Source organism: Micromonospora sp. I033 (assembly GCF_053890995.1).
The window spans coordinates 23037-43449 of sequence record NZ_JBSSLX010000014.1; the positions used below are offsets into that span (position 1 = coordinate 23037).

At 73.2% G+C, this 20413-nt stretch carries 18 protein-coding genes, 1 tRNA gene and 3 pseudogenes; 10 read left to right on the top strand and 12 right to left on the bottom strand.

The features are described 5' to 3' along the window. Window positions 1-440: 440 nt before the first annotated feature. Both ACW0Q9_RS04470 and ACW0Q9_RS04475 read left to right on the top strand, forming a co-directional pair. Window positions 441-852: pseudogene (locus ACW0Q9_RS04470) on the top strand (helix-turn-helix domain-containing protein); the annotation flags it as partial. Further along, window positions 835-1236: pseudogene (locus ACW0Q9_RS04475) on the top strand (tyrosine-type recombinase/integrase); the annotation flags it as partial. The pseudogenes ACW0Q9_RS04470 and ACW0Q9_RS04475, both read left to right, overlap by 18 nt. Window positions 1237-1321: 85 nt before the next feature. Here the strand turns inward: ACW0Q9_RS04475 and ACW0Q9_RS04480 are convergent. Next, window positions 1322-1408 (bottom strand) — tRNA-Ser (locus ACW0Q9_RS04480). 75 nt (window positions 1409-1483) lie between these two features. Here ACW0Q9_RS04480 and deoD point away from each other — a divergent pair. The 3 genes from deoD (at window position 1484) to ACW0Q9_RS04495 (ending at window position 3390) form a co-directional block, all read left to right on the top strand. After that, a complete protein-coding gene (deoD, locus tag ACW0Q9_RS04485) occupies window positions 1484-2191 on the top strand; it encodes a purine-nucleoside phosphorylase (RefSeq protein WP_355642772.1) in 708 nt (235 codons plus the stop codon). A gap of 111 nt (window positions 2192-2302) precedes the next feature. Continuing rightward, the gene (locus ACW0Q9_RS04490) at window positions 2303-2941 is read left to right on the top strand and encodes a TetR/AcrR family transcriptional regulator (protein ID WP_456178596.1); all 639 of its coding nucleotides are present in this window, start codon (window positions 2303-2305) and stop codon (window positions 2939-2941) included. Continuing rightward, a complete protein-coding gene (locus ACW0Q9_RS04495; RefSeq protein ID WP_456178598.1) occupies window positions 2938-3390 on the top strand; it encodes an acyl-CoA thioesterase in 453 nt (150 codons plus the stop codon). The genes ACW0Q9_RS04490 and ACW0Q9_RS04495 overlap by 4 nt, the downstream gene beginning before the upstream one ends. 12 nt (window positions 3391-3402) lie before the next feature. Here the strand turns inward: ACW0Q9_RS04495 and ACW0Q9_RS04500 are convergent, their stop codons facing one another. The 4 genes from ACW0Q9_RS04500 to ACW0Q9_RS04515 all read right to left on the bottom strand — a co-directional run bounded on the left by ACW0Q9_RS04500 (window position 3403) and on the right by ACW0Q9_RS04515 (window position 5217). Beyond that, window positions 3403-3852: a nucleoside deaminase gene (locus ACW0Q9_RS04500; RefSeq protein ID WP_456178626.1), complete on the bottom strand. Its 450-nt coding sequence runs from the start codon at window positions 3850-3852 to the stop codon at window positions 3403-3405. A 178-nt stretch (window positions 3853-4030) separates the two neighbouring features. Beyond that, window positions 4031-4558 carry a tRNA adenosine deaminase-associated protein gene (locus ACW0Q9_RS04505; RefSeq protein WP_456178600.1) on the bottom strand — a complete coding sequence of 176 codons (528 nt, stop codon included), beginning with the start codon at window positions 4556-4558 and terminating at the stop codon, window positions 4031-4033. Window positions 4559-4677: 119 nt separating this feature from the next. Then, window positions 4678-4848: a hypothetical protein gene (locus ACW0Q9_RS04510; RefSeq protein WP_456178601.1), complete on the bottom strand. Its 171-nt coding sequence runs from the start codon at window positions 4846-4848 to the stop codon at window positions 4678-4680. Between the two features lie 72 nt (window positions 4849-4920). Next, window positions 4921-5217: a hypothetical protein gene (locus tag ACW0Q9_RS04515; protein ID WP_456178627.1), complete on the bottom strand. Its 297-nt coding sequence runs from the start codon at window positions 5215-5217 to the stop codon at window positions 4921-4923. 209 nt (window positions 5218-5426) lie between these two features. Between ACW0Q9_RS04515 and ACW0Q9_RS04520 the strand changes: the two genes are divergently transcribed. Together ACW0Q9_RS04520 and ACW0Q9_RS04525 are read left to right on the top strand one after the other, a co-directional pair. Further along, the gene (locus ACW0Q9_RS04520; protein WP_456178602.1) at window positions 5427-6206 is read left to right on the top strand and encodes a M23 family metallopeptidase; all 780 of its coding nucleotides are present in this window, start codon (window positions 5427-5429) and stop codon (window positions 6204-6206) included. 69 nt (window positions 6207-6275) lie between these two features. Beyond that, window positions 6276-7346 carry a PHP domain-containing protein gene (locus tag ACW0Q9_RS04525; RefSeq protein WP_456178603.1) on the top strand — a complete coding sequence of 357 codons (1071 nt, stop codon included), beginning with the start codon at window positions 6276-6278 and terminating at the stop codon, window positions 7344-7346. Here the strand turns inward: ACW0Q9_RS04525 and ACW0Q9_RS04530 are convergent. Continuing rightward, window positions 7229-8331, bottom strand: a pseudogene (locus tag ACW0Q9_RS04530) (DMT family transporter); the annotation flags it as partial. The gene ACW0Q9_RS04525 and the pseudogene ACW0Q9_RS04530 overlap by 118 nt on opposite strands. A 144-nt stretch (window positions 8332-8475) precedes the next feature. Between ACW0Q9_RS04530 and ACW0Q9_RS04535 the strand changes: the two are divergent. Continuing rightward, window positions 8476-10146: a DUF885 domain-containing protein gene (locus tag ACW0Q9_RS04535; RefSeq protein ID WP_456178605.1), complete on the top strand. Its 1671-nt coding sequence runs from the start codon at window positions 8476-8478 to the stop codon at window positions 10144-10146. Window positions 10147-10208: 62 nt separating this feature from the next. Here the strand turns inward: ACW0Q9_RS04535 and ACW0Q9_RS04540 are convergent, their stop codons facing one another. The 3 genes from ACW0Q9_RS04540 to ACW0Q9_RS04550 form a co-directional block, all read right to left on the bottom strand. After that, window positions 10209-11648 (bottom strand): DUF6114 domain-containing protein, encoded by a 1440-nt coding sequence (locus tag ACW0Q9_RS04540; RefSeq protein ID WP_456178606.1) that lies wholly within the window; start codon window positions 11646-11648, stop codon window positions 10209-10211. A gap of 77 nt (window positions 11649-11725) precedes the next feature. Next, window positions 11726-12280 (bottom strand): DUF6230 family protein, encoded by a 555-nt coding sequence (locus ACW0Q9_RS04545; protein ID WP_456178629.1) that lies wholly within the window; start codon window positions 12278-12280, stop codon window positions 11726-11728. A 420-nt stretch (window positions 12281-12700) separates the two neighbouring features. Beyond that, the gene (locus tag ACW0Q9_RS04550; protein ID WP_456178607.1) at window positions 12701-13858 is read right to left on the bottom strand and encodes a DUF3068 domain-containing protein; all 1158 of its coding nucleotides are present in this window, start codon (window positions 13856-13858) and stop codon (window positions 12701-12703) included. A 112-nt stretch (window positions 13859-13970) separates the two neighbouring features. On the opposite strand from ACW0Q9_RS04550, the gene ACW0Q9_RS04555 reads away from it, so the two are divergent. After that, window positions 13971-15182 carry an acyltransferase family protein gene (locus ACW0Q9_RS04555; RefSeq protein WP_456178608.1) on the top strand — a complete coding sequence of 404 codons (1212 nt, stop codon included), beginning with the start codon at window positions 13971-13973 and terminating at the stop codon, window positions 15180-15182. Between the two features lie 88 nt (window positions 15183-15270). Further along, window positions 15271-16467: a glycosyltransferase family 4 protein gene (locus ACW0Q9_RS04560; protein WP_456178610.1), complete on the top strand. Its 1197-nt coding sequence runs from the start codon at window positions 15271-15273 to the stop codon at window positions 16465-16467. Here the strand turns inward: ACW0Q9_RS04560 and ACW0Q9_RS04565 are convergent. The 3 genes from ACW0Q9_RS04565 to ACW0Q9_RS04575 are packed head-to-tail and all read right to left on the bottom strand — an operon-like array spanning window position 16452 to window position 20278. Beyond that, window positions 16452-16646, bottom strand: coding sequence for a hypothetical protein (locus ACW0Q9_RS04565; protein WP_456178612.1), 195 nt, complete (start codon window positions 16644-16646; stop codon window positions 16452-16454). The two genes, ACW0Q9_RS04560 and ACW0Q9_RS04565, sit on opposite strands and share 16 nt — an antisense overlap. Continuing rightward, window positions 16639-18378 (bottom strand): hypothetical protein, encoded by a 1740-nt coding sequence (locus ACW0Q9_RS04570; protein WP_456178614.1) that lies wholly within the window; start codon window positions 18376-18378, stop codon window positions 16639-16641. The genes ACW0Q9_RS04565 and ACW0Q9_RS04570 overlap by 8 nt, the downstream gene beginning before the upstream one ends. Window positions 18379-18400: 22 nt before the next feature. After that, window positions 18401-20278 (bottom strand): hypothetical protein, encoded by a 1878-nt coding sequence (locus ACW0Q9_RS04575; RefSeq protein ID WP_456178631.1) that lies wholly within the window; start codon window positions 20276-20278, stop codon window positions 18401-18403. Window positions 20279-20413: the final 135 nt, after the last annotated feature.

The window sequence follows — 20413 nt, forward strand, 5'->3', positions numbered from 1 at the left end:
AGGTGAGCAGTTGACCTGACCTTGAGCGGCTGTGAGCCGGCTCCTGGACGACCGGCACGCCGCCCGCGCGGACACCGCCCCCATGCTTGGGGCTTGCCACGCGGCCGGCGTGCCTCCCCTACGCCGCGCGGACTCGTGGCCGCGCGGCCCGGCTGGCTGCCGGCCCACCCCCCACCCAGTCAACGGCCTGTCGTTCTGCGGCGGCCCCTTGGGCTTCACGCTTCCGCGCCAGCCGCCGGGCGTGTTGCGTGGCCGGAGTCGGAGCGCCAGCGGAGCGACGGGCGCGCTCCCAGGCGGCGGCGCGTGCGGCCCGTTCAGGGCCGCCTTGAAGACGTACAGAAACTTTGAACAGCCCGCCCGGCAGCCGGTGTCCGACTCCGGATGATGCGTTACACGGTGGCTTCACTTGATGGGTGCCACTCCGCCGAGTGCTGGTGGAGTTGAGCGTGACTGAGCAGCGTTACCGCGCAGTGCTGGAAGTCGAAGCTGGCCTGTCCGTGACCGAGGTGGCCGAACGGTTCGGCGTCTCGCGTCAGGCCGTGCATCGCTGGTTGGGTTGGTATCGCGATCACGGCTTGACGGCCTGGTCGATCGATCGCATCGACCTCATGTGCATCCCGCCCAGACCGCTGCTGAGGTGGAGGCGGTGATCTGCGAACAGCGCCGCAATCATCCCCGCTGGGGTCAGCGGCGGTTGCACTATGAGTTGGCCGCCGCGGTTGCCCTGGTCCCGTCCCGTCGCTGAGCACCATCTACCGGGTGCTGCTCCGTCACGGCCTGATCGATCCGACACCTCGTCGGCGCCGGCGGGAGGACTATCGGCGATGGGAACGTGGGCTCCCCGACGATCTGGTCGCGCTGCCACGAAAGCATCGCGAAGAGCAGGACCAGGAGCGCGTCACCGCCGCCCAGCTCTGGGAGGACGGTGACTGGCTGTTCGCCACACCTACCGGTGGACCGGTCAACCCCCCGACTGACTACGACGAGTGGAAGCGCCTACTCAAGCTCGCTGGTCTACGGGATGGTCGGTTGCACGACGCCCGTCACACGGCCGCCACGGTGCTGCTGATCCTCGGCGTGGCGGAGCGAGCGGTGATGGGCATCATGGGCTGGTCGAACTCGGCAATGGCGGTCAGGTACCAGCACGTCACGACTCAGGTGCGTCGGGACATCGCCCAGCGCGTCGGCGGGCTGCTGTGGGAGAAACCGGCAGAGGGCCATGAAACGGCGCCTTGAACCCAACTGAGACCGGAACTGAGACCAGAAGCGGAACGCCCGACCGATCCCTGGGGATCGACCGGGCGTTCTCGCATTTCACGAGCGGTGGCGGCGGGATTTGAACCCGCGGAGGGCGTAAACCCTCACACGCTTTCGAGGCGTGCTCCTTAGGCCACTCGGACACGCCACCGCCGAGTAGGGTACAGGACCCCGGGTCTGGACGCCGAACCGGTATCCCCCGGTCCGGCCTGGCAGGATCTTTGCCATGAGTACGCACATCGGCGCTGAGCCGGGAGAGATCGCCGAGCGGGTCCTGATGCCGGGCGACCCGCTGCGGGCCAAGTGGATCGCGGAGACCTACCTCGAGGACGCCCGCTGCTACACGACGGTTCGCGGCATGCTGGGCTTCACCGGCCGCTGGAACGGCGTCGAGGTCTCCGTCCAGGGTTCCGGCATGGGCATGCCGTCCGCCTCCATCTACGCCCACGAGCTGATCAACGAGTACGGCGTGAAGACGCTGATCCGGGTCGGCTCCTGCGGCGCCCTGTCCGAGGACCTCCAGCTGCGCGACGTGGTGGCGGCGATCGGCTCGTCCACCGACTCGAACATGAACCGGATGCGGTTCGACGGGCTGATCGACTACGCCCCGGTGGCCGACTTCGGGCTGCTGCGCACCTCGGTCGAGGTGGCCGAGCGCCGCGGCATCACCATGCGGGTCGGCCCGATCCTGGCCGCGGACGCCTTCTACACCGACCGGCCGGACCTCTACGACACCCTCGCCGACTACGGCGTGCTCGCGGTGGAGATGGAGTCGGCGGCGCTCTACACCATCGCGGCCCGGTTCAAGGCCCGCGCGCTGACCGTGCTGACCGTCAGCGACCACATCAAGACCGGCGAGAAGACCACGTCGCAGGAGCGCGAGCAGACCTTCGGCCAGATGGTCGAGATCGCCCTCGACACCGTCATCGCCTGACCCGACCCGACCCTCGACCGCCCCGCCACCGATTGGTGGCGGGGCGGTCGCGTTACCGGGGTCACACAAAAGAATACGACCGGTCGTTCTTATTTCCGTTACGCTGCCCGCATGACCTCCGACGGCCGCGTCGCCCGCGGCGACCGCACTCGCACCGCGGTGCTGGACACCGCCGTGGCGCTGGCCACCGAGGTCGGCCTGGACGGGCTCTCCCTCGCCCAGCTCGCCGACCGGCTCGGGGTCAGCAAGTCCGGCCTCTTCGCGCACTGGCGCTCGAAGGAGGCGCTCCAACTCGCCACCGTCGACCGCGCCGTGGCGCAGTGGGAGGAGCGAATCGCCGCCCCGGCCCTGCGCGCACCCCGGGGTGTCCGCCGGCTGCGCGCGCTGCACGAGGCCCGGATCGAGTTCTACGCCGCCCGGGTGCTCCCCGGTGGCTGCTTCTTCGCCAACACCGAGTTCGAGTACAACGCCCGCCCCGGCCCGGTCCGGGACCGGCTCGCCGAGGCGTTCGGCCGGTGGACCACCTTCCTCGAACGCCTCGTCCAGGAGGCCGTCGACCTCGGCGAACTCCCCGCCGACCTGGACGTGCCGCTGCTGGCGTACGAGGTCGACGCGCTGGGGATCAGCGCGGCCATGCGGTCCCGGCTGCTCGACCCGGACGCCACCTACCGGCACGCCCGCCAGGGCCTGCTGAACCGGCTGCGGGCACTCTGCCCGGACCCGACCCTGCTACCGGAAGGCCCGTCATGAGCCAGATCACCGCCGAGTTCGGTCACGTCGAGCACGTCCCGGTGCACTTCGACGACCTGGACGCCATGGGCATCCTGCACAACGCCCGCTACGCGGTGCTGCTGGAACGCGCCCTCACGCCGTACTGGGCCGAGCGCGGCGTCGCCTTCCGCGGGGACCTGCGCGGCGCCCCCGACGTGTTCCACGCGGTCCGCGAGTTCACCATCACCTACCGGGCCCCGGTCACCGGGGTCGGCCCGGTCGCGGTGCACTTCTGGCTGGAGCACTTCGGCACCAGCAGCGCCCGCTACGCCTTCGAGTTCCGCTCGGTGGACGGCGCCACGGTCTACGCCGAGGGCACCCGCTCGATCGTCCGGCTGGACCCGGCCACCCTGCGCCCCACCGCCTGGACCGAGGCCGCCCGCGCGGTCGCCGCCACCCTGCTGCGTCCCGCCCCGCAACCCGCCTGAGCGGGCCAGGGGTCAGCGGAAGAAGGCGCGCAGCAGCGCGACGCTCTCCGCCTCGCGCACCCCGCTGTACACCTCGGGGCGGTGGGTGAGGCGGCGGTCGCGCAGCACGTCCCAGAGCGAGCCGACGGCGCCGGTCTTCGGCTCCCACGCGCCGAAGACCACCGTCGAGATCCGGGCCAGCGCGATCGCCCCCGCGCACATGGTGCACGGCTCCAGGGTCACCACCAGGGTGCAGCCCTCCAGCCGCCAGCGGCCCAGCCGCTCGGCGGCCCGGCGCAGCGCCAGCACCTCGGCGTGCGCGGTCGGGTCGCCGGTCAGCTCCCGCTCGTTGCGGCCGATCGCCAGCTCGGCGCCGTCCGGGCCGTAGACGACCGCGCCGACCGGGACGTCCTCGATCGCGTCGTCGCCGTCGGCCGGCACGCTGTCCGGGCCGGTCACCGCGACCTCCAGGGCCCGGCGCATCCACAGCTCGTGCCGTTGCCGGCGGCCCACGCCGTCCAGGTCGGCGAACCCCTCGTCCGCGCCCGGACCGATCCGGGCCGGCCGGCCGGGGGTGGGCTGCCCGGGGCGTACGGTCTCCAGCGCCGGATCGGTGGCGTCGGCCGGCTCCGCCCCGCCGGTCCACGCCGGTCCGGGCGGCTCAGACCTCACGCAGCTCCTCGACCTCGTCGGCGCAGCCGAGCACCTGACAGATCTCGGCGGTGACGTCGGCCGGCATCATCCCCTCGTGACCGCAGAGGGCGAGCAGCTTCGGCGCCGGGATGCCCAGGTCGGCGAGGATGTCCGCGTCGCCCACCGGGTCGGCCTCCGGGTCCACGGCCGGCTGCTCGGTCTCCTCGTCGCCACCGGCGGCCGGCCGCGGCTCGTCGGCGTCCTCCAGGCCGGTGACCGAGGTCTTCAGGTCCCCGACCAGCAGCGCGCCAAGCCGCGACTCCTCCGCGTACGCCGAGTCGGAGCCGAAGACCCGCAGATCCTCCCCCTCGTCGAGGCGCAGGATCACCAGGTACGTGTCGTCGGCCTCGACGAAGAGCAGGGAGAGGTCGGCGTCCGGCTCGACGTCGCGCAGCCGGTCGGCCACCTCCTCGATGTCGGTGACCCCGCGCAGGTTCACCTCTTCGGCGGTCCAGGCGCCCTCGACGCGCGCCACGGCAGCAGCGAAGTACGACACGGTCCCCCCAATTTGGCCTCGGCAGCACGCCGACTCGTCACGCGTTGCACGTTAACCGGTCGGGTCGGCAGGCGACCGGTCAACGCCCCGAAGGGCCGGCCGTTCCTGGAGAAAGTCGGTCAGCCGGCGATGCGCCGGCGGGTGGCGATGAGCTCGCGCAGGCGCTCGCTGCGGGCCCGCTGCGGCCGTACGCGCTGCCGCACCGTGCGGGCACCGGCCAACTCGGCGAGGAGTTGCAGGCGGCGGCGGCTCCGTTCCGGGTCGAGCCGCGGCGGGGTGATCCAGGCCATACCGCGAGCGTGGACCGTCACCGCGCGTACGTCAAGACGGTCTTCGCTACGCAGTGAAACCGGCACGCAGGGTCACCAGAGCGGCCAGTCGCCGCTCTGCGCCCAGCGCGCCGCGACGATCGCCGCGGCGATGCTCCAGCCACCCGCGGTGACGATCGCCACCCCCGTGGCCACCCCCCGGTCGCCGTGGCGGACCAGCACCGCGGCGGCCAGCCAGGCCAGCCCGCCGGCGAACAGCGTCCACCAGGCGTAGCCGGGCACGTCCCGGCCGAGCAGGCCGAACAGCAGCAGCCAGGCGAAGGCGGTCACCGCGCCGACCGCGACGCCGGCGCCGGTGACCGGATGCGGCTCGCGGTAGCTCGGCCGCATCGGCGCCCCGGACGGGAAGAGCCCCGACGGGGTACGCGGCAGCGGGCGCACCGGCCCCGCACCGGGCTCACCGGGTACGCCGTGCCACCCGTTCGTCACCGCTGCTCCCTTCACGGACCGTAGGCGTACCGAGGTCACGCAGAGCGACCGTTCGCGACGGGCCTGTCTCGGCGTTCGTCCCTACGGTAGTGGTCTGTCAGGATGACCGGATGCGCTCGCCATCGATCGGACGCCGTGCGCGCCCGGCGTACCCGGTCCTGCTGCTCGTGGCGGCGCTGGCCGCCGGTTGCGGCCCGGGCGACCGCCCCACCGCGGGGCCGGGCAACTCGTGGCAGGGCCCCAGCGCGGCGGCCACCGGAGCGCAGCCCGCCGAGCCCACCGGCGCGACGCCGTCGGCGGGCCCGACGGCACCGGCCGCCCCGGCCACACCGTCGCCGACGGCGAGCCGCGCCGCGCCGCGGCACGTCTTCCCGGTCCGCGCCGGCAACGTCGACTACCACCCGACCCACTCCGGCTACCCGGGGACGGACATCTTCGCCGACTGCGGCGAGCCGGTGGTGGCGGTCACCGACGGGGTGATCCTCGAGGTGAGCCGGGTGGACCGGTTCAGCCGGCGGGGCCCGCTCGGGCCGTACAACGGCGGGCTGTCGGTCTCGCTGCTCGGCGACGACGGGGTCCGCTACTACGGGTCGCACCTGAGCGTGATCAGCGCCGGCATCGACGCCGGCGTCCGCGTGCGGGCCGGTCAGCAGCTCGGCAAGGTGGGCCGGACCGGCAACGCCAACAACGTCTGCCACCTGCACTTCGGGCTCTCCCCGAAGTGCACCGGGCACGACGACTGGTGGATCCGGCGGGGCGTGATCTGGCCGGCGAAGTACCTCGACTCGTGGCGCGGGCGGGGCAACCGCGGGCCGGCCGCCGAGGTGGCCGCCTGGCAGCGCCGGCACGGCTGCCCGAAGGCGCCGAGCGGTTCCGCCGCGGCCGGCTGACCGGCGTCCACTCCCGACACCCCGCCCGGCGCCGCGCGGCGGGCGGCGCGGGCGCGTAGGTTGCAGGGCATGACTGCCCGGGATCCCATCGCCGACCTGCGGCGGATCGCGTTCCTGCTGGAGCGGGCGAACGAGGCCACCTACCGGGTCCGGGCGTTCCGGTCGGCGGCCAAGGCGCTCGGCGCCCTGCCGGCCGGCGAGGTGGCCGAGCGGGCCCGCGGCGGCAAGCTCACCGAGCTGTCCGGGGTCGGTGACGTCACGGCCCGCTGCGTGGTCGAGTCGCTGGCCGGCGAGGAGCCGGTCTACCTGCGCCGGCTGGTCGCCACCGAGGGCACCGACCTGGGTGAGGCCGCGGCGAAGCTGCGGGACGCGCTGCGCGGCGACTGCCACACCCACTCGGACTGGTCCGACGGCGGCTCGCCGATCGAGGAGATGGCGCTGGCGGCGGTCGAGCTGGGACACGAGTACGTGGTGCTCACCGACCACTCGCCCCGGCTGAAGGTGGCCCGGGGGCTCACCGCGGACCGGCTGCGCAAGCAGCTCGACCACGTGGCCGCCGTGAACGAGGCGCTGCCGAAGGGCTTCCGCATCCTCACCGGCATCGAGGTGGACATCCTGGCCGACGGGTCGCTGGATCAGGAGGACGAGCTGCTGGCCCGGCTCGACGTGGTGGTCGGCTCGGTGCACAGCGGTCTCAACGACGACCGGGCGAAGATGACCCGCCGGATGCTGGCCGCGATCGCCAACCCGCACCTGGACATCCTGGGCCACTGCACCGGCCGGATGGTCTCCTCGCGGCCGGCCGGGGTGACCGGTCCGGGCGACCGGGGGCACCGGGCGCGTACGCGCAAGGAGAGCGACTTCGACGCCGACGCGGTCTTCGCGGCCTGCGCCGAGCACGACGTGGCCGTCGAGATCAACTCCCGGCCGGAGCGGCAGGACCCGCCGAAGCGGCTGATCCGCCGCGCCCTGGAGGCCGGCTGCACGTTCGCCGTCAACACCGACGCGCACGCCCCCGGGCAGCTCGACTGGCAGCGCTTCGGCTGCGAGCGCGCCGCGCTCTGCGGCGTACCGGCGAACCGGGTGGTCAACACCTGGAAGGCCGACCGCCTGGTGAAGTGGACCGCCGGCCGCGGCTGAGGGGTCAGCCCCGGGCGGCCGGCTCGACGGTGCGCGCCGCGGGAACGGCGGCCGGCCCGGGACGCGGCCGGCGCTTGCCGAGCATCCCCTGCGCGACGGCCACGCCGAGCAGCACGACCAGGGCGCCCACCGGCTGGTGCCAGTTCATCCGCTCGCCGAGCACCACCGCGCCGACCAGCACCGCGAACACCGGGATCAGGTAGGTGACGGTGGACGCCGTGCTGGCCCCGGCGACCCGGATGTTGCGCATGTTGATCACGAAGGCCAGCCCGGTGCCGAGCGCGCCGAGCGCCAGCACGGAGGCCACCACCTTCGCGGAGAGCCCGGTGGGCACCGGCGGCGCGCCCGCCACCAGCGGCGCGAGCAGCGCGAGCTGCGCGGTCGCCACCAGCAGCTGCGCCGCCGACAGGGACAGGCCGGAGTAGGAACTGCCCGCGATGAACTTCTTCTGGTAGGGGATGGCCACCCCGTAGCAGGCCGCCGCCCCGAGGCACATGAGCTGGCCGGTGAAGTGCGAACCGCCCACGCCCTCCCAGACGCCGAGCACCACCAGCACGCCGGCGAAGCCCAGCCCCAGCCCGACCGCGCGCCGCACGGTCAGCCGCTCGGTGCGGAACACCAGCACCGCCAGCGGCAGCACGATCAGCGGCGTGGTGGCGTTCCAGATGCCGGCGAGCATCGACTCGACCCGCTGCTCGCCGAAGCCGAACAGGGTGAACGGCAGCGCGACGCCGAAGGCGGCCACCACCAGCAGGTGGGCCCAGACCCGGGGCTCGCGGGGCAGCCGGTCGCGCAGCACGGCCAGCACCACCAGCAGCGTCACCGCGCCGGTGGCCACCCGGTAGAGAGTGAGGTGCAGCGGGTGCAGCTCGGCCACCCCCACCTTGATGAAGAGGAAGCTGGAACCCCAGATCACGCCGAGCGCGAGGAACCCCGGCAGCCAGCTCCGCAACGGCGCCCGGTCAGGAGTGATATCCGCTGTCACCCCTGACACTCTGCCGCAGGGGTACGACGAAGTCCCGCGAAATTCGGACGCCGTGTCGACCGCCACAGCGACCGCCCTGCGGTGGAGACCGGACACGGCAAACATGGTCGACAACGGGGTGGCACGGTCACGTAGGGTCGCCTCGTGGGACGAATCGATGACCTCGCCAACCGCTACGTGGCCGACTGGGCTCCGCTGAGCCCGACCGGCGCCACCTACGTCGGCATCGCCGGCTACGACGACCAGCTCGACGACCTCACCCCGGAGGGCTACACGGCCCGCGCCGAGCTGACCCGGCGCACCCTGGCCGACCTGGACGTGACCGAGCCGGACACGGAGTCGGAGCGGACCGCCAAGGAGGCCATGCAGGAGCGCCTCGGCCTGGAGCTCGCCCGCTACGAGGCCGGCGAGACCAGCAGCGAGGTCAACGTGATCGCCAGCGGGCTGCACGACCTGCGGATGGTCTTCGACCTCATGCCGACCGAGGGCGACGACGCCAAGGCGAACGTGGCGGCCCGGCTCAACCGCTTCGCCGGGGCGCTGGAGGGCTACAAGCGCACCCTGCGCGAGGCGGCGGCGGCCGGCCGGGTCAGCTCGCAGGTGCAGCTCGTCGAGGTCGCCAAGCAGTGCGACATCTGGGTCGACCCGAACGGCGACAACTTCTTCCACGGCCTGGCCGAGCGGCTCGGCGCCGAGGGCGCGCTCGGTGCGGAGCTGCGCAAGGGCGCGGCCGCCGCGACGGCGGCCACCGCCGAGTTCGGGCAGTTCCTCCGCACCGAGCTGGCCCCGCAGGGCCGGCAGAAGCAGGCCGCCGGCCGGGAGCGCTACGAGCTGGCCTCGCAGTACTTCCTCGGCGCCCGGGTCGACCTCGACGAGACGTACGCCTGGGGTTTCGCCGAGCTGGCCCGCCTGGAGGGTGAGATGCGAACCGTCGCCGGACGCATCGCGGGTCCCGGTGCCAGCATCGATGATGCCGTGCGTGCGCTCGACGCCGACCCGGCCCGGACCATCCAGGGCAAGGAGGCGTTCCGGGACTGGATGCAGGCGCTCGCCGACAAGGCGATCAGCGAGCTGCACGGCACCCACTTCGACATCCCGGAGCAGGTCCGCCGGATCGAGTGCTGCCTCGCGCCGACCAGCGACGGCGCCATCTACTACACCGGCCCGAGCGAGGACTTCTCCCGGCCGGGCCGGATGTGGTGGGCGGTGCCGCAGGGCATCACCGACTTCTCCACCTGGCGCGAGGTGACCACCGTCTACCACGAGGGCGTGCCGGGTCACCACCTCCAGGTCGCCCAGACCGCCGTCCGCGCCGACCTGCTCAACCGCTGGCAGCGGCTGCTCTGCTGGGTCTCCGGGCACGGCGAGGGCTGGGCGCTCTACTCCGAGCGGCTGATGGACGAGCTGGGCTACCTGGAGGACCCGGGCGACAAGCTCGGCATGCTCGACGGGCAGGCGTTCCGGGCCGCCCGTGTGATCGTCGACATCGGCATGCACCTGGAGCTGGAGATCCCGGCCGACAACCCGTTCGGTTTCCACCCGGGCGAGCGCTGGACCCCGGAGCTGGGCTGGGAGTTCATGCGGGCGCACTGCCGGGTGCCGGACGAGAACCTGCGCTTCGAGCTGAACCGCTACCTGGGCTGGCCGGGGCAGGCCCCCTCGTACAAGGTGGGCGAGCGGATCTGGCTCCAGGCCCGGGAGGAGGCGAAGGCCCGCAAGGGCGCCGACTTCGACCTCAAGGAGTTCCACCGCCAGGCCCTCGACCTGGGCTCGCTCGGGCTCGACCCGCTGCGCCGGGCCCTGGCCCGGCTCTGAACGAACGACGACGGCCGGGAGTCGGAGGGGATCCTCCGGCTCCCGGCCGTTTCGCGTACGGGTCAGGCCAGGTCGAGCCTGAGCGCCGGCCGAGCGGTGAGCCTGTCGCTGTCCACGAACGCCAGGTCGATCACCGGATCGGTGAAGGTGATCGGGATCGGCGAGGTGACCGGGATGCCGTCCGGGAACGGCAGGTCCGGCGTCAGGGTGATCTTGATGCCGAGCAGCCTGCCGACGAACCGGGTGGCGTAGAAGGCGACGTCGCCCTCGACCGTGAGCTGGTCGGTCACGTATCGCTGGCTGCGGCCCGCCGGCCCGTCCGTCACGAGCTGGAAGTCCTCGGTCACCGCCTTGCTCATGCCGAACTTCAGCGCCTTCAGGGAACCGCCGGCGGTCGGCAGGTCCACGATCCCCTCGAACCGCAGCCCGGTCATGGTGACCTTCGAGCCGGTCAGCTTGGACGGCTGCCGGGCCACCTCCGGCTGCCCCGGCTCGGGGGCGATCTTCGGCATCAGCCGGCCCGCCTCCACCTTGCGGGGCCCGCCCGGCTTCGCCGGGGCGCAAGTGGGAGCCGCGCGGCCCGACCCGGTTGCGGTCGGGGTCGCCGCGGCCGGGGTGCGGGACGGCCCGGTCGCGGGGACGCTCGGGCTCGGGCTCGCCGACGGCTCGGTCGACGCGGCCCGCCGACCGCCGGTGAACAGGTCGCCGATGCCGTCCAGGATGTCCGTGAGGATGTTGCCGTCCGAGCTGGGCTCCGCCGACGGACTCGGGCTGGCCGTCGGCGTCGGGGTGGCGGCGCTGGGCGAGGGCGACGGAGTGGCGGCTCCCACCGGCGGCTTCGGGCAGCCGGCCGGGGTCGTGACGGCGGGCGCCGCCGCGGCCGCGCGTACCGGCTGTGGGTCGGTGGCCACCAGCGCCGTGGCGGAGAGGCCGAGCACCACCAGCGCCGCCACCGCGAAGTTGTGGGGATCGCGCGAGGCCGCGGGTGGTTCCGGCGTGCCGTCCGGGCCGGCCCCCGGCGCCTCGGCGCCGACGGCGCTCCGCCCGTCCGGTGACACCTCGGCGATCGGCTGGCCGCCGCCCGGACCGGCGGTGGGGTCGCCGGCGGGCCGCTCGGTCGGCGTCCAGGCGAAACCGAGGGCGGCGCCGATGATGCCGAGCAGCAGGCCGAGGAAGAAGCCGCCGAGGTTGAGCCCCATCAGCGAGTAGACCGTCGTGACCACCGCGACGATCGAGTAGAACAGCCGTTGTCCCGGGCTGAACCAGAGCAGCAGCCCGCAGGTGAGCAGGATGACCGGGATCAGCAGCGAGTAGAGCCCGGTGGATCCGCTGTGGAAGCTCAAGCCGTTGAGGGTCATCCGGGTGGAGGCGAACATCTCCACCCCGGCCAGCACGGTGAAGAGCCCGCCCCAGAACGGCCGGGTCCGCCGCCAGCGGCGGAAGCCCCGCCACAACCGGCCGGCACCACCGGCGCGGACGGGTCGCGGATCAGCGTTCGTCACGTGCTCCTCCTGGCTGAGCGGAAACGAGGGACGGGAACGGCCTGCGGCCATCGCGCGCCGCAGGCCCGCGGTTCAGCTCAGAAACATTCCTTGTTCTTGGCCGCGTCCCCGACGTTGACCTTGAGTCGCAGGCCCACCAGGTTGAAGGTGGAGGCGGTGGTGTAGCGGGAGACCTGTTCCAGGTTGGTGATGGTGACCTCCTCGGCGTTCTGCCCGAACGACCCGGTGCGCGCCGTGGGGTTCAGGTCGGACGCGTCCCGGCCGATCTTGATGTTGCCGAAGGTCGCGTTGCCGTCCAGGCTGTCCATCGCGATCAGCAGGTCCTTGGCCTTGGCGGGCTCCTTGCCCTCACCGGCGTTGATGGTGAGCACCACGGGCATCCCCGGCAGGTCGGCGCGGACCGACTGGCAGAGCTTGTAGAGGTCGGCCTCGGTGATCTCGGCGAGGGCGACCGGGTGGACGGTGCCGTCCTTCTCCTTGACGATGCCGCCGTACTGCTTGAAGCCGTCGCCCTCGAGCCGGTCAGCGCTGATCTTGAAGGTCTGGCCGGAGACGGTGATGTCGGAGGCGATCGCTCCGGTCGACATGCCGAACAGGATGGCGCCGGCGGCTGCGGTCGCGGGCACCATCATCGCGGCGAAGCGCCGCCACCTGGTACGTCCGGGGTTCTCAGTCTGCACAGATTCCTCCTCGGTGGGCCGGCGCTCCTCGGGGTGGCTGGTCGACGGGCGCCCGGGCCGGGCCGCGGCGACTGTTACCAGCCGGTAACGAACGCGCGTCTGATGGTGCACCCGCCGAGGCGTACGTCACAAGGGGCAACATTACTCACAGGTAACCCATCGACCGGCGCGCCACCTCCGCGCTCACCGTCCGCAGCCGACCGAGTCGATCGACAGCGGAGGAAAGCCCGCGAATCGGGCGCGCTCCGGCGCCCGCCGTCACCTTGCGCGTTCAAACCATCGACGCGTCACGATTCGATAACGCCGCCCATCATGACGACACAGAGCGGGGGCGGGTCGACCACCGGTCGACCCGCCCCGACGTGCTCCGCGTCAGCGCTTCTCGGCTTCGTCCTCCAGGCCCGGCCGCTGGGCCGGCACCGTCGACTCCTCGTCGGCGCGCCAGTTCGTCGACGCCGGCGGGATCTCGTCGCTCAACGGGCCACCGGCGGGCGCCTCGTCACTCGACGGGCCACCGGCGGGCGTCTCGGCGAGCCGGTGCCGCGCGGTCGCGTCGCCGCCGTTGCTGCGCAGCACCAGCAGCATGCCCGCCAGCAGGGCGAGCACGCCCAGCACACCAGCGCCGATGGGCACGTACGTCCGGACCATGCCGATCTTCAAGCGGTTGCCCTTGGCCGTCTCCACGCTCTTGGCGACGGTGTCCTCGGTGTACTTGAAGTCCGCGTCGAGCAGCACGGTGGTCGGCCCGCTGTCCGGCCGGAACTCCTTGTGCTGCTGCTCCCGCACATTGAGGTAGGCGCCGGTGACCGGGTCCACCCAGAGCGTACGGGTGTTGCTGTAGACCACCTTCCCGCTCGTGGCTCCGGGCGCGAAGCGGCCGATCAGCGTCTTGACGTTGCTCTCCGGGGTGTTCAGCGTCTCGTTCTCGATCCGCTGCTCGAACCGGTAGGCCTCGATGCCCTTGACGTCCTCGGTGCCGGTGAACTTGGCCGGCGTGGCCCGCTTCAGGTCACGGTCGAAGACCGCGTACTCCTTCTTCTTGGTGTCGAAGGGGAACTTGTAGACCTGACCCTCGTAGGCCACGTTGCCGACCGGCGTCTGCTCCGCGCCGCTCTCGTTCAACCACTGCTCGTCCCAGTCGGCGGCGGCGCCGCTGGCCCGGTCGAGAGCCAGCTCGGTGCTGTACTGGCTGAACACCTCTCCGTTGGAGTTCTTGACGGTCTGGTAGACGTCCCAGATGACCGCCTTGCCGGCGAGCTCCTTGGGCAGCCGATCGGCGGTGTCCTCCGGCTGGGGGATCACCTCGACGGTCGACACGAGCGTCGCCTGCGGAACCTCGATGCTGACCGTGTCCCCCGCGACCGTGACCTTGAGGGCGCGGGCGTCGACCGCCTCCGCCCTCGACGTCGTCCGGTCGAGGTCATAGGGAAGCTTGGTCACCGAGGGCGCGAGGTACAACGGCAGCCCGACTGCGATGACCAGCAACAAGACGCCGAGCCCGAAGAGCGCGGCGCCCACACGAAGCTTCACTCATCCTCCTGTAACCTGCCGCCCCGACGCCTGTCGTACGGGCCGTCCGATCCCTACCATGGCCGGCAGGTTACCGCTCGGTTACCTCCACCGCGACCCCCTGGATGTCCAGATGTCCTCAGCCGCCGTGTCATCGGCACCAGAGCCAACGGTTGGCGCCCGGCTGCCCGCCCTGGACGCGCTCCGCGCCCTCGGCGCGACCGCCGTCGTCGCGCACCACGTCGGTTTCCACACGGGCGCGACCGGCAACGCCGAGTGGGGAGGCTGGCTGGCGCGCCTGGACGTCGGGGTGGCGATCTTCTTCGTGCTCTCGGGCTTCCTGCTGTTCCGGCCCTGGGCGCTCAGCGTCGCGACCGGTCGGCCCCGGCCGGCCACCGGCCGCTACCTGTGGCGGCGTGCGCTGCGCATCCTGCCGGCGTACTGGCTGACGGTGGTGACCTGCCTGATCGTGCTGCCGCAGAACCGGCCGGCCCCGGCCGCCGACTGGCTGCACCATCTGACCTTCACCCAGATCTACGCCCCCGGGCTGCTGCGCAACGGGCTCAGCCAGACCTGGAGCCTGGCCACGGAGGTCGCGTTCTACCTCATCCTCCCGCTGATCGCGGTGCCGGCCACCGGCCGGACCTGGCGGCCCGTACGGACCGTGCTCGCCGCCTGCGGCGGCCTGCTCGTCACGGCGGGCTGGCTGGTGGCCATGGCCCTCGGCTGGCTCGACATGGGGCTGCACACGACGTGGCTGCCCGCGTACGGCGGGTGGTTCGGCGCGGGCATGGCGCTGGCGGCCGCGCACGTGGCGTTGCGCACCGGCACCGCCCCTGCCGCCTTCCGCATCCTCGACGACCTCGCGGCCGCCCCGGTGGCCTGCTGGACCGCGGCGGTCGGGCTGCTCGCGATCGCCACCACCCCGGTGGCCGGGCCCCGGGACCTCACCGAGCCGTCCCCCGCGGCGTTCGCCGTGAAGCTCACCCTCTACCTGGCGGTCGCGGTGCTGATCCTGGTGCCGGTCGCGTTCGGGCGGCCCAGCCGGATCCAGGTCGCGCTGGGCGCCGCACCGGCCCGGTGGCTCGGTGCCGTGTCGTACGGCCTCTTCCTCTGGCACCCGCTGGTGCTGGAGGTCATCTACGTGGTGGACCAGCGCCCGCTCTTCACCGGCGGCCTGGTCAGCACGTTCGCGCTCACCATGGCCGGCGGGCTCGCCTACGCCACCGTCAGCTACTACGGCATCGAACGGCCGCTCCAGCTGCTCGGCAGCCAGCGACGGGCGCGCCGCCCGGCCGCACCGGCGGAGGACCGGTCGGTCCCGGCAGTCGGCACCGCACGCTGAGTAGCGATGGCCCAACGGCCATTGCCCACGCCGACTCCGAGCCCCTAGTGTGACGCGCGTCGCTAAATTACTTGAGAGTAGGAATCGCGTGCACCCTGCCGGCACTCCGAGGCATGTGCTGTTCCTGAACTGGCGGGACACCCGCAACCCCGAGGGCGGTGGCTCCGAGGTCTACATCGAGCGGGTCGCCGCCGAGCTGGTCAGGCACGGGCACCAGGTCACGGTCTTCTGCGCGGCACACCAGGCGGCTCCCGCCGAGGAGACCAACGAGGCGGGCGTTCGGCTGGTCCGCCGCGGCGGCCGCCACACGGTCTACGCCTGGGCGGCGCTCTCCTACCTCGCCGGGCTCGTCGGCCTGGGCCCGCTCTCGGCGCGGCGGTGCGGACGCCGCCCGCAGGTGCTGGTCGACGTCTGCAACGGCCTGCCGTTCCTCGCCCCGCTCTGGAGCCGCCGGCCGGTGCTCATGCTCGTCCACCACGTCCACCGCCAGCAGTGGCCGGTGGTGCTGGGCCCACGGGCGGCCCGGTTCGGCTGGTGGGTGGAGTCACGGCTCGCCGTCCGCGTCTACCGGCACTGCCGGTACGTCACCGTCTCCGAGGCCACCCGCGCCGAGCTGGCCACCCTCGGGGTGGCCCCGGAGCGGGTCACGGTGGTGCACAACGGCACCCCGCAGCTGCCCCCCACGGACGCCGGTCGGGCACCGTACCCGCTGCTCGTGGCGCTCGGCCGGCTCGTTCCGCACAAGCGGGTCGAAGTGGCCCTGCGCACCGTCGCGGCCCTCGCCGGCGAGCTGCCCGGACTGCGGCTGGTCGTCGCCGGTCAGGGCTGGTGGGAGGCACACCTGCGCCAGCTCGCCGAGGAGCTGGGCATCGCCGACCGCGTCGAGTTCCGGGGCTTCGTGACGGAGGAGGAGAAGGCGGACCTGCTCGCCGCGGCCTGGGTGGCCCTGACCCCCTCCCTGAAGGAGGGCTGGGGACTCACCATCGTGGAGGCCGGTGCCGCGGGCACTCCGACGGTGGCGTTCCGGAACGCCGGCGGTGTCGCCGAGGCCGTGGTCGACGGACGCACCGGGCTGCTCGCCGAGGACGTCGACGACTACATCGCCAAGGTGCGGGACCTGCTGCGCGACGACGAGATGCGGCAGCGGACGGGGGCGGCGGCCCGGGCGCACGCCGCGTCGTTCACCTGGCCGGCGGCTGGTGAACGGTTTGCGGCCCTGGTCACGACGGGTGCCGTGGCCAGGGCCGGAGAGCGGCCGGCAGAGGCCTGTTACCTGGTTCCGTAGATCACGGGCGTGAAGGGGTCCGGCTTGCCGGCCTTCTGCGCCGCCTCGCGGGCGCTCTTGGCGCTGTCCCGCGCCTCGGCGGCGCTGGCGGTGGCGGCAGCGGCGAGCCCGCCGAGTGCCAAGACCCCGAGCAGTGCTGCAACCAGGCCCGACACCAGCAGCGTGAGGGCTTTACGCATGCCAATCCTCCCCTGTCGAAATATGCGAGCGGGACGTTACCACGGAGTAGGCCCGGCGGCGTAGCACCGAAAGGGCAGCAAACGCGACCACCAGGAGGGCGCCGACGAGGGCGCCCACGGCCGCCCAACGCCCCGGATCCAGCCGGCTCCGGCGCCATACCGGCGGCGCCGTCGGGTCGCGGTAGAGGGTCAGCGCGGGTCCTTCGTAGACCTTCTCGAGACCGGCGAGCCAGGCCGGGTCGACCGCGTCCGTCGAGCCGCGCTGCACCACCACCCAGCGCACCCCGGTCCCGGCCACCGGCCGGCCGTCCCGGAGCAGCCGCCGCAGTTCGCGGATCCTCGGGTTCTCCCCGGCCACCGTGATGTCGCCGACCCGGAGCGTGTCGTCGGTGAGCACCTCGGCGGGAAGGTAGCGGGGCAGCGGGTCCAGCACCAACCGGTCCGGATTCCACGGATAGGCCCGGTAGGCGCTGAGCGGCAGGGCCAGGACCACACCCGGCTCCTCGGCGGTGACCGCCGCGACGAGACGCCAGTCGGCGGGATAGCTGACCGGCCGCAGCCGTCCCGCGCCGCCGAAGGCCAGGTCCGGCATCACGGCGACCGGCAGCAACGCCGCCCCGGCCAGCATCAGCAGGGCCAGGTCCCGGTCCCACCGGGACACCAGCCGCTCCACCCCCAGGGCCGCGCAGAGCACGAGCGGCAGGGCGTACCCGGCGAGGAACTTCTGACCGTCGCGGAGCAGGCCGGCGCCCGGCACGTGCAGCACCGCCCAGCGCAGCGCGTCGGCCGTGCCCGGCAGCACGCCGAGGGCGGCCAGCAGGAGGCCACCCGCGGCGAGCACGCCCAACCGGAGCCCCACCCCCGCGGGCAGCCGCCGGCGCAGCGGGCCGGCACCGACCGCGGCCACCAGCAGCAGGACCAGCGTCGTCAGCGGGACCAGGGCCCCTGCCCGGCTGCCCGGGGTGGCCTGGGCGCTCCAGATGCCGCCGGTGCCGGCGAGCGCCGCCAGCGGTCCGGCCCAGTTCTCGGCGCGGGCGGCGAACGCCTGCACGCCGGCCGGGTCGGACGTGCCCCCGGCGCCGGTCGCCAGGGCCGCCACCAGCCACGGCGCGTTCAGTGCCAGCAGCGCGCCCACCGCGAGGAGCGCCGACCGACGCCGGCCACGCCCCGGGACCAGCAGCGCCACCGCCGCGAACGCCAGCAGGCCGCCGGTCGGGGTGATCGCGGCGGGTGCCGCGGCGAGCACGAGTCGGGGCAGCGCGCCAGCCTGACCGGCGCGCACCCGCAGCGCGGTCCGCACGATCCAGGGCAGTGCGGCGTACGCCAGCAGCAGCCCCCACTGGCCGATCAGCAGCCGCTCCGCCAGGTACGGCGTCCAGGCGTAGCCCACCGCGGCGACCACCCGGGTGGCCCGCCGGTCCGTCGGCACCAGGTAGCCGGCGCCGACGGCGGCGAACACCACGGCCGCGCCCAGCGCCAGCCGCTGCACCAGCCACCCCGGAACGACCTGGGTGACCAGCGAGACGACGGCGTCCATCGGCACGGCCCGGGGCAGGCTGTCCGCCGGCGCGACGAGCTGCCAGGTCAGCGGCTGCCGTGGCACGAACACCATGTCGAACAGCAGGGCGTAACCCGGTGCCGCGAGCGGGGCGAGCACCACCGCGGCGACGGTGCCGGCGACCGCGTACAGCAGCCAGCGCTCGCGGCGGGTCGGGCCGGTCGGAACGGACATGGCGGGAGGCGGCGACCGCGGGTCAGCGGGCCGGCACGAGGTCGCCGACGGTGATCGCCTTGGTGCAGATCACCACCGACGGGTCGGCGACGGTCACCTCCACGGCCGGGCCGCCCCCCTCCAGCGGGAAGTAGACCTGGTTGAGGCCCCGCCGCACGGCGAACTCGTGGCTGGCCTCGCCGAGCCGGAAGGTGACCGTCGCGTCACCTGAGCTGAGGTAGCCGAAGTAGACGACCCACGGCCACTCCGGCACCGGCCCCTCCAGCGGGATGCGCGTCGTCGCGCCGCCGGCGATCTGGTGGCCGCAGTCGTCGTTCGGCCCGGGAAGGATGCGCCGGCCCTGCACGGTCGCCGGCCGGATCCGGCCGGTGTCGTCGAACGTCGAGGGGTTCTCGGCCTCCGTCACGAACCTGGGCTTCAACTCGGCGGGCCGGAAGAAGTGCGACTGGAGGTTGTCCGGCCAGAAGTAGCCGGCCACCACCCGGTCCGGAACGATGTCGTCCAGGAAGACGGTGTCGGGCGGCGCGGTGGCAAGGTCGGTCTGGGCGGTGGCGAGGTAGTCCCGCCCGTGCTTGGTACGCCAGTTGTCGCCGAACCGGGCGATGCTCCACAGCGTGCCGACGCCGACCGTCGCGATGACCATGATCATGGCGACCAGGCCGACGGCGAAGGCGCCCGGCTCGCGCAGCACCGTCGGCAACGGCCACGAGGCCACGTCGCCCTCTTCGGCGTCCGAGCGCCCGAGCAGGGCGACCCCGACGCAGAGCGCGGCGACCACCACCACGTCGGCGACGTACCTGGGGACCAGGCCGGCCAGCGGGCTGAGCACGCCGCCGAGCCGGGTCGCGGCGAAGAGCAGGGCGACCATGGCGACGTACGAGAGCAGCAGCGTCCAGGCTCGCAGCGCCGACGGCCGCCACCGGACCGTGACCACCACCAGGGTGAGCAGCGCCGCCCAGGACAGCCACATGGGGACGTCGTAGGGGTCGGCCAGCGGCGGGCCGTCACCGGCGTACGACCACCGCCACGGGCCGCCGAGCAGGCCCGGGGCCAGCGTGACCCCGACCAGGTCACCGATGAAGGTCAGCACCTCGCCCGCGGACCCCGGCCGGTTCAGCGCGCCCGCCGGCCGGCTGAGATAGAACACGACGTAGACGGCCGACAGGGCGGTGAGCACCAGCCAGGCCGGCCAGTACCGGCGGGTGGTGGTCACCACGGTCCGGGTCGGGCCGCCGGCGGCGAAGAAGCAGGCGGTCAGGGCGAACAGCAGGGGCACGATCAGCAGCGCCTTGGAGTCGAAGGCGAGCCCGAACGCGATCCACAGGACGACCGCCACCAGGTGGCGCAACCGGCCGGTGCGGGCGTACCGGACCTGCGCCGCGACGGCCAGCACCATCGCCAGCAGCACCGGCAGCATCAACAGCCCGACCAGCCAGAGCGAGGTCGCCTCCAGGGTCAACGGGCTGAACAGCACCATGCAGAGCGGGATCAGCAGCCCCCACCCGGGCCGGAGCAGGTCGCGCAGCAGCCGGTAGAAGGCCACGCCGAGGGCCGCCTGACCGGCCGCCAGCAGCAGCACCCACGGCCAGGTGGCGAAGCCGGCAGCCCGGACCATCAGCCACGCGACCAGCAGACCACCCGGCATGAGGTGGTTGTTGAAGGTGCGCAGGAGGTGGTCGACGGTGAGATCCGCGGCGCTGGCCTGGGCGGCGATGACGAACTCGTCCTGGGAGAACCAGCCACGGGTGGCGATGCCGGCGCGCCAGGCGACGGCCACCACGATCAGGAGGATCGCGACGGCCCGTACGCGGTCGGCCCGCAGCCACCGCACCACCGGCCCGGGCCCGTCCCCGACCGCCGGCGGCCCGTCCGGACGCGCCATCGCCTCAACTTCCGGCATTGACATGGTGCGCAGCCTGCCACACGCTTACCTGCCGTGGGCACCGCCGTTCGCCCGATCACCGGCGGCATCGCGTCCCAGGTCCCGGTACCCACGGGCCCGGTTCCCACGGCGCCCGGCTAACCTCTCGCGATC

What these genes read in the sequence shown, in the direction of transcription:
- deoD (WP_355642772.1), top strand. Translation starts at nt 1,484, where the DNA reads ATGAGTACGCACATCGGCGCTGAGCCGGGAGAGATCGCCGAGCGGGTC.
- ACW0Q9_RS04490 (WP_456178596.1), top strand. Translation starts at nt 2,303, where the DNA reads ATGACCTCCGACGGCCGCGTCGCCCGCGGCGACCGCACTCGCACCGCG.
- ACW0Q9_RS04495 (WP_456178598.1), top strand. Translation starts at nt 2,938, where the DNA reads ATGAGCCAGATCACCGCCGAGTTCGGTCACGTCGAGCACGTCCCGGTG.
- ACW0Q9_RS04500 (WP_456178626.1), bottom strand. Translation starts at nt 3,852, where the DNA reads ATGCGCCGGGCCCTGGAGGTCGCGGTGACCGGCCCGGACAGCGTGCCG.
- ACW0Q9_RS04510 (WP_456178601.1), bottom strand. Translation starts at nt 4,848, where the DNA reads ATGGCCTGGATCACCCCGCCGCGGCTCGACCCGGAACGGAGCCGCCGC.
- ACW0Q9_RS04515 (WP_456178627.1), bottom strand. Translation starts at nt 5,217, where the DNA reads ATGCGGCCGAGCTACCGCGAGCCGCATCCGGTCACCGGCGCCGGCGTC.
- ACW0Q9_RS04520 (WP_456178602.1), top strand. Translation starts at nt 5,427, where the DNA reads ATGCGCTCGCCATCGATCGGACGCCGTGCGCGCCCGGCGTACCCGGTC.
- ACW0Q9_RS04525 (WP_456178603.1), top strand. Translation starts at nt 6,276, where the DNA reads ATGACTGCCCGGGATCCCATCGCCGACCTGCGGCGGATCGCGTTCCTG.
- ACW0Q9_RS04545 (WP_456178629.1), bottom strand. Translation starts at nt 12,280, where the DNA reads ATGATGGTGCCCGCGACCGCAGCCGCCGGCGCCATCCTGTTCGGCATG.
- ACW0Q9_RS04555 (WP_456178608.1), top strand. Translation starts at nt 13,971, where the DNA reads ATGTCCTCAGCCGCCGTGTCATCGGCACCAGAGCCAACGGTTGGCGCC.
- ACW0Q9_RS04565 (WP_456178612.1), bottom strand. Translation starts at nt 16,646, where the DNA reads ATGCGTAAAGCCCTCACGCTGCTGGTGTCGGGCCTGGTTGCAGCACTG.
- ACW0Q9_RS04570 (WP_456178614.1), bottom strand. Translation starts at nt 18,378, where the DNA reads ATGTCCGTTCCGACCGGCCCGACCCGCCGCGAGCGCTGGCTGCTGTAC.
- ACW0Q9_RS04575 (WP_456178631.1), bottom strand. Translation starts at nt 20,278, where the DNA reads ATGCCGGAAGTTGAGGCGATGGCGCGTCCGGACGGGCCGCCGGCGGTC.